Genomic DNA, 7825 nt, shown 5'->3' with positions numbered 1-7825 from the left:
CAATGCGGGAGAGTAGGTGGCTGCCTTCTTTACTTTGGGTCTTCAAGGTCTAACGACTTTGGAGACCTTTTTTATGCCCGTACATTTCATATTTTCTTTTATTTCCCTCCTTATTTCTTGACATTGCTTGCGCAGAACATTACCTTTGCCCGTGCTATACATTATTATATAGCAGCGTTCTTTGGCTTGTTTACATACCTTTTTTAATTCATCAGCATAATGACGTAATGAGTTTTTCCGTTTGTAGACCATATTACCATGCACCATACATTATTATATACGTACATTATATAATATATATAGCATTCTACTTCTAATATGGTTTTATTGCTTTCCGTGCATATTTTCCGAATTATTTTATAGAAATAATTATAAAATTTAATTTTGCTAAAAAATATGTCGGAAAAATTGCGTGATTTATTGAATAATGTGTATCTTTGCATACAATTATAAAAATATTTATAAAGCTAACCCGAAATATTTATTTACTGAGTACTAAACTCTATTATTAATTATAATTTTACTATCTATGAAAATCAAAATCAAGCACATTTTGATGATGCTGTTATGTATTTCAGTATCGTCGATGATGTTGGTTTCGTGCAGTGACGATGACGAGAGCGTGATGGGCCCGGTTGCTATCAACTCATGTCAGTACACCGCCACGGAGGTGACACCTATTTGGACTTTGGTTCCTAATGACAATTGCGAAGGCTATGTAGTAACGCTCTACAAGGGTACACGTGCCAACGTTGGTGAGAAGGTTGAGGAGAAGAAGCTCGATTATCGTACATGCAAGTGTACATTCAGCGGTCTGACACCCAATACACAGTATGTCATTTCTACCCAGGCCATTCCAAGCGCAAAGAGTGGCTTCAGCAGTGCGCAGATTTACTGGAAGGAATTTACCACCAGAGCCCAGTAATGGTGTGATTAAAACCTAAACATGTGTAAACAGAGCAATATGAAAAATATTAACTTTAAACTCGGACTTGTGGCGATAGCTGTTACGGTATCTCCACTCGGCACATTTGCTACTACTACCGGCAATCCAGCAGTAGTGAATTTATTACCCCCCCCAGCTGGTGTAACCTGCACTGGTGTAGTGCTCGATAATACGGGCGAGTCAGTTATTGGTGCCAGCGTTAAAGTGCTTGGCACAAAGATGGGCACCGTCACCGATATGGACGGTAAATTTACCCTTGCTAATGTTGCTAAGGGAGCAACAATCGAAATTTCTTATATAGGATATACTCCGCAGCAGGTGAAGTTCAACGGCACTCCGTTGACTATTACTCTTAAGGAAGATGCCAAGGCACTCGACGAAGTAGTGGTTATGGGTTATGGTGTTGCCCAGAAGCGCGCCAAGGTAACCAACTCTATCGCCAAGGTTAGTGAGAAGACCCTCACTGTAGGTGCTAACGCCAACCCTGCACAGGCTCTTGCCGGTGCGGTGTCAGGTGTTAAGGTTGACATCACCTCGGGTAGCCCAGCGGCTACTCCTTCTATCACCATCCGCGGTGGATCTAACTACGACGGCGGTTCGAACGAACCTCTTGTTATTGTTGACGGCGTAATCCGCAGTTCTTTGTCTGACATCAACCCCAACGACATCGAGTCGATGGACGTGATGAAGGATGCCGGTGCTACTGCTCTTTATGGTGCCCGTGCCGGTAATGGTGTTATTATCATTACCACAAAGCAGGGTAAGAGTGGCAAGGCTGATGTTACATTCAATGCCAAGGTGGGTTTGAACTATTACAACCTTGGCTACAATATGTGTTCAGACGAGGATTACCTCTATTATTATCGCCTTGCGCTCCAGAACTGTGAGTGGACATTGCCTGGCGGAAAGTATGCATCAACATATAACTCAAACCTCTATGGTACAAACAATCCCGGTGGTATTGGCCGTACAGAGTTGTCGCAGGGACAGTCGTATAACATTCTGTGCAAGACCGACGACAACGCTTACCTCCTGCAGAAGGGATGGAGCGAGATGCTCGACCCTGTAAGTGACAACTACATTCTCTATCGCAACATCGACCCGCTGGAAATGAACGGACGCAAGCCTTACGTTACTCAGGACTATAATGCCAGTATCTCGGGTGGCAACGACCGTGGCCGCTACTACGCCAGCCTTGGTCTGTATGATGCCGACGGTTTCGTCAAGGGCACATTCTACAAGCGCTACAACTTTGCGTTGACTGGCAGCTATAAGGTTACAAAGTGGTTGGAGGCGAACTCAGTGTTCAACTACACCCGTGCCAACTGGTTGAATGATGACCCGATGCTTAATACCAGCTACTTCATGAACCGTGGTATGGCTTTCAAGTTCGTACGCTATCGCGATGAAGACGGCAATGATTTGTATGGTACCGGTGGTCCGACAACCAACATAAACGTAAACAAGGGCAACTTCGACCGCGACTATCAGAGCGACAAGTTCTCTATGACACAGTCGCTTACCGCTACGCTTTTGCCCGGACTTACATTGAAGGGCACCATGAGCTGGTTCTACAACGAAGAGTACGATGAGTCATTCAACCATCAGTATATCAATAGTCAGGCAGGTGCAGTTAATCCTGACGGCAACAATGGTGTAAACCGTAGCTATAATACAAGTGCTTCGTTCTCACGTATTTTCGACCAGACCTACAACGTTGTTGCTAACTTCAACCGTACGTTTGACGACAAGCACACTGTAAACGTAATGGCAGGTACCGAGTTCTACAAGCGTCGCTATCGTGGGTTCAGTGCTGGTGGATATGGTGCTCCTACAGGTTACTTCCCCGGTCTCGGTCTTACCCAAAACGATGCCGACGTTCAGTCGCGCACTATGAGTTCGTTCCATTACGAGGAGGCTATTATGTCATATTTCGGCCGTGCTGAGTACGACTATATGGACAAGTATCTCTTCGCTGCTACATTCCGTGCCGACGGTTACTCACGACTGGTCAACAACAAGTGGGGTACATTCCCCGGTGTATCAGCAGGTTGGGTATTCAGCAAGGAGAACTTCTGGAACAAGCTTGGCTTGGAGAACATCATCAACTATGCTAAGTTGCGTGCCTCTTACGGTTTGAACGCCACAATCAACAGCTCATATCTTGGCTACTATACCCTGCAGGGAGAATACAGTGCCTACAAGTATGACGGCGTATACGGCTACCGAATCAGCACACTGCCTAACCCGAACTTGAAGTGGGAGAAGACACGTACAGCTGAAGTCGGTCTTGACCTCGGTTTCCTCAACAACCGTTTCAACCTCGGCTTGACTTACTACAACCGTCTGACAATGGACAAGTATTCTGCTCTGTCATTGCCAAGAACAACAGGCTTCTCTACCGTTACATACAACAACGGACAGTATCGCAATGCTGGTATCGAGCTTGACTTGCAGGGCACTCTGCTGCACACACGCGATTTCCAGTGGACATTGAATGCCAACATCACCTACAATAAGAACACCATCGTGAAGTTGCCAGAGAACGGTTTGGCAAACAACCGTCAGGGAGGTTATGAGGTTTACACAGGCAATGGCGACGAGACTCACTATGTAGGCGGTTATCAGGAAGGTCAGACTCCGGGCAGCTTCGTAGGTTACGGCGTGGTTAAGATGGCACGTTCGCAGGCTGATATCGATGCTCTTGGTAATTATATTGACACAGGTACATCTAATGGTGCTGCTGTATATGCCAATGAGGAAGGTCGTCAGCGTCTGTTGGCAATGGGCTACACCAACCTTGTACAGATTATGCCTGGTGACTTTATCTATGAGGACCGCAATGGTGACAACTGGGTAGAGTCAAAGGACCGCAAGGTGCTCGGTAACCTTACTCCGAAGTGGACAGGTGGTTTCAACACCACATTGACATGGAAGGGTCTGTCGCTCTATGCACGCTTCGATATGGGCTTCGACTTCCAGGTATACGACTCTAACATAGCCTTCTGGCTTGGTGAGGGTCAGGGCGCAATGTCATTCAACGACGCTGTACGCGACACATGGACACCAGACAACCCCGGTGCCAAGTATCCGCGCGTGGTATGGGCTTCGCAGTATGGTACCGATAACTACATTCGTACCAACTCGTTCTTCACACAGAACGGTAGCTATTTGGCTTGCCGCGAGTTGCAGCTCTCATACGCTCTGCCAAAGAGCATCTGCCAGAAGTTAGCTTGTCAGGGCATAACAGTGTCGGTAACTGGCCAGAACCTTGGCTACATCAAGTCATGTACAATTCCATTGCCTGACAACACCACTTATACAAGCGGTAACACAGCAGGTTGGGGTGGTACATACAACGTGCCGCGTACACTGCTCTTCGGACTTAATGTCAAATTCTAAACAATGGTTATACACTATATTTAAATATTGATTAAGATATGAACAAATATATAAAGACTTTGGCAATTGGCCTTATGACGGGAGCAAGCGTGTTGACCACATCTTGTAATCTCGACTATAAGCCTATCGACAACTTCAGTGCCAGCTCGTTCTGGGGAAGCCAGACTGAGTTTGAAGGATTCATCACTGCCATTTCAAATCAGTTCCGCTCAGCCAACGCTTCAAACGTGCTGTTCTATGCAGGCGAGTTGCGTTCGGGAGTGTTTGAGATGGCTACAATCGACGGCTCTGGAATTCTTAACAGTGAGCCTTTGCAGAACATCTATGATGCCGACCATCCGCAGTTCAGCACTTTCGGTGGCTACTACGGCTTCATTGCTAATATCAACGAGCTTATCTATCGTTGCAACAATACCAACGTGCTCAGCGACAAGGTGAAGAACGGACTGCTCGGTATGGCTTACGGCTATCGTGCATTCTCATATTTCCAGATGTATCGTATGTATGGTGGCGTAGTATTGCGCACTGAGCCTGATGTAATCCTTGGCAACTATGAGGCAACCCTGCTCTATAAGGGCAGAAGTACTGCCGAAGAGACCTTGAATAAGATTAAGGAAGACATCAAGACTTCGTTGGACTACTTCGCTCAGACCGACTATGTGTACAGGAGCTCAAGCAAGGACTACTACTGGACAAAGGCTGCTACAGAGATGCTTGCCGGTGAGGTATATCTTTGGTCGGGTAAGGTAGAGACTGGCGACCATCAGGCTAATGCTGCTGATGTGGCTACAGCTGCTACTTACTTCAACAATGTGATAAACAACTATGGCTTCGACCTGCAGAGCGACTACTACAGCGTGTGGACAAAGCCTCACAACAAGGAGTCGATATTCAGCGTATGCTATAGCAGCGAGAACGACGGTGCTTACTATAACGTACCTCCTTTCCAGTTGCTCTGGGCGAGAACCACAGGTACCTCATACCTCAACTATTGGACCAATATGGACCAGGAAGGCTGGGGACATGTTAAGGGTGTAGCCAACCGTTTCGGTCAGTGGTACAATAAGGAGACAGGCAAGTCGGCTAATATCGAGATTTGGGACAAGTGTAACTTCGGTCCTTGCCGCTACACTTACAAGAACTCTCTCTACTATCAGTTTGACGAGAACGACTCACGTATCAACATGTTCTATCCGCAGTGGAACCTCACTCAGGAGGAGCGCGACAACGGCATTAACTATCTTGATAACTTCGACCCGAAGGATGGCAAGCATAAGCTGGCTGGTACATTCGTTTGCAAGTTCCGTCCGTCAATACCAAGTGGTAGCACTACCTATCAGATGGTGGTTGACATGCCTATTTATCGTTTGGCTATGGCTTATCTATATGCCGCTGAGTGTGCCAACTATGCTGGCGACAACGCAGCTGTAGTGAAGTATATCAATAAGATACGTGAGCGTGCTTATGGCGACAAATGGGATGAGGACGTTTATGGCTACACTGCAGGCGACTTCAAGGCTAACGAGACCGCTCTGATGCGTGAGTGGGATAAGGAGTTCGTAGCTGAGGGTCAGCGCTGGTGGAACCTACGTCGACTGACAACCGTTAAGGGTGGCACACAGAATGATCACTTCGTATTCCAGCCTGAGGGATGTCTTGGTTTTGGTCTTGACACTGCCAACAATCCATGGATGACTGACATCAACGGCAACCTTATAGAGACAAATGTTCCAGTGCTGAACGGAACAACACAGGATGAGCACCTGCTCCTCTGGCCTCTCGACAAGGGCTTGTTGGGTTCAGACGCGGAATTGGCTGACCAGCAGAATCCCGGCTACTAAGAAGCCTGCATAAAAGTAAAATAGGAATATAAATATGTGAAAGTTTGCAAGTCATCCGCTTGTCTTGAAATAGCATGTCGCAAGCAAGCGCTGACTTGACTGTCAGAAACGGAAGCAGGCGAGAACCTTTGGTAGGCGTATCAAATGCTTCTGTTTTTATTTTCTTCTCTTTGAGAAATGGTTTATATGGTTGGGGGCTAAATCGTATTTAGTCCCCTTTTTCTCGACATCACTTAATAGACAATGAAAAGATTACTTACTTTACTCGGCTTTTTGGGGTGTATCGCTGGTAGCTGGGCTCAAGATGCAGTTTCGCAGAACTATCCTGTGAATCACGCCAACCGTGCTGACGGACGCGAAATCAGCACCTATGCTATAGTACACGAGATGTTGAAGCAGACAACTCCTCGTTGTGCTTACAAAGAAGGCATGTCGAAGACGGAATTCAAGGTATGGCAAAACCGTCTGAGCAATGCGATGGCTGACTTGATGAACTTTCCCGAGGTGAAGGGACAGCCCGCACCCAAGCGCATCGCTTCGGAACCTCGTGACGGTTATACGCTCGAAAAGTGGGAGTTCTATCCTATGCCTAAGGCTGTTGGAACTTTCTTGGTTTTGCGCCCCGACAATGCCAAGAAGCCGCTACCTGCTGTGTTGTGCATACCAGGTTCAGGCCGTACCAAGGAAGGATTGGCTGGTGAGCCTGGTGTAGATGCCAAATTCAATGAAAATTACAAAGACCCCAAGGTGTGCATGGCGCTCGATATGGTCAAGGCCGGTTATATAGCTGTAGCTGTAGATAATGCTGCTGCAGGTGAGACTTCCGACTTGGAACGTTTCAAGAACGGTAGCAACTACGATTACGATGTCGTATCGCGCTTCTTGCTCGAAATGGGTTGGCATTGGTTGGGCTATACGTCGTTTCTGGATATGCAGGTGTTGCAGTGGATGAAACAGCAACCTGATATTCGCAAGGACCGTATTGTGGTAAGCGGTTTCTCGTTGGGTACAGAGCCAATGATGGTTTTGGGCGCATTGGATAAGGACATCTACGCATTTGTGTACAATGACTTCCTGTGTCAGACTCAGGAACGAGCATTGGTTATGACAAAGCCCAATGCTAACATGCGCCGTCCCTTCCCTAACTCCATACGTCATCTCATTCCTAATTACTGGCATTACTTCAACTTCCCGGATGTGGCAGCATCGCTTGCCCCGCGTCCAATTATCTTCACAGAAGGAGGATTGGACCGCGATTTCCATCTTGTACAATCGGCATACCGAACAAGTGGAAAACCCCATAATGTTGAGTGTCATCATTATCCCAAGTTTGCCGATCCTGCCAACCGCAAGGACGTCAAGGCATTGCAGGAAGGAATGGATGCGCCCACATTCTTCAAGTCGGCTAATGTAGATCCGCCATCGCATTATTTCAAGCATGAGCTGATAATGCCTTGGCTGAAAAAAGTATTAGGACAATAGTTTTCAGAGATACAGGTTTTGTTATTCTCTTCATTTGGGAGAGGAAAGTTTATAGATGGTTTATATGGTTGGGGAGCTAAATACCTGAGTTCGGGATAAGCGACTGTCGTTTTTCTTGCTATGCCAGATTTCCGATAGGTGCATATTACATTTG

The 7825-nt window shown here is 46.8% G+C and carries 4 protein-coding genes; all 4 read left to right on the top strand.

Annotation, left to right across the window (positions count from 1 at the left end; all coding sequences use genetic code 11):
* The first annotated feature begins 529 nt into the window (after window positions 1–529).
* The 4 genes from I6E49_RS13605 to I6E49_RS13590 all read left to right on the top strand — a co-directional run bounded on the left by I6E49_RS13605 (window position 530) and on the right by I6E49_RS13590 (window position 7671).
* Entirely contained in the window at window positions 530–925 is a 396-nt protein-coding gene (locus I6E49_RS13605) for a fibronectin type III domain-containing protein (RefSeq protein ID WP_235402996.1), read from the top strand.
* A 39-nt stretch (window positions 926–964) separates the two neighbouring features.
* Entirely contained in the window at window positions 965–4348 is a 3384-nt protein-coding gene (locus I6E49_RS13600) for a SusC/RagA family TonB-linked outer membrane protein (RefSeq protein ID WP_235402995.1), read from the top strand.
* Between the two features lie 38 nt (window positions 4349–4386).
* On the top strand, window positions 4387–6189 hold the full coding sequence (locus tag I6E49_RS13595; protein ID WP_235402994.1) for a RagB/SusD family nutrient uptake outer membrane protein: 1803 nt from the start codon (window positions 4387–4389) through the stop codon (window positions 6187–6189).
* Between the two features lie 243 nt (window positions 6190–6432).
* A complete protein-coding gene (locus I6E49_RS13590; protein WP_235402993.1) occupies window positions 6433–7671 on the top strand; it encodes an alpha/beta hydrolase family protein in 1239 nt (412 codons plus the stop codon).
* The last annotated feature ends 154 nt before the right edge of the window (window positions 7672–7825 follow it).

This window comes from Leyella stercorea, assembly GCF_021531655.1.
This window is presented reverse-complemented; position numbering and strand designations above follow the sequence as displayed.

Bases quoted from the DNA above. Each gene is read 5' to 3' on its own strand.
- I6E49_RS13595 (WP_235402994.1), top strand. From the start codon at position 4,387: ATGAACAAATATATAAAGACTTTGGCAATTGGCCTTATGACGGGAGCA.
- I6E49_RS13605 (WP_235402996.1), top strand. From the start codon at position 530: ATGAAAATCAAAATCAAGCACATTTTGATGATGCTGTTATGTATTTCA.
- I6E49_RS13600 (WP_235402995.1), top strand. From the start codon at position 965: ATGAAAAATATTAACTTTAAACTCGGACTTGTGGCGATAGCTGTTACG.
- I6E49_RS13590 (WP_235402993.1), top strand. From the start codon at position 6,433: ATGAAAAGATTACTTACTTTACTCGGCTTTTTGGGGTGTATCGCTGGT.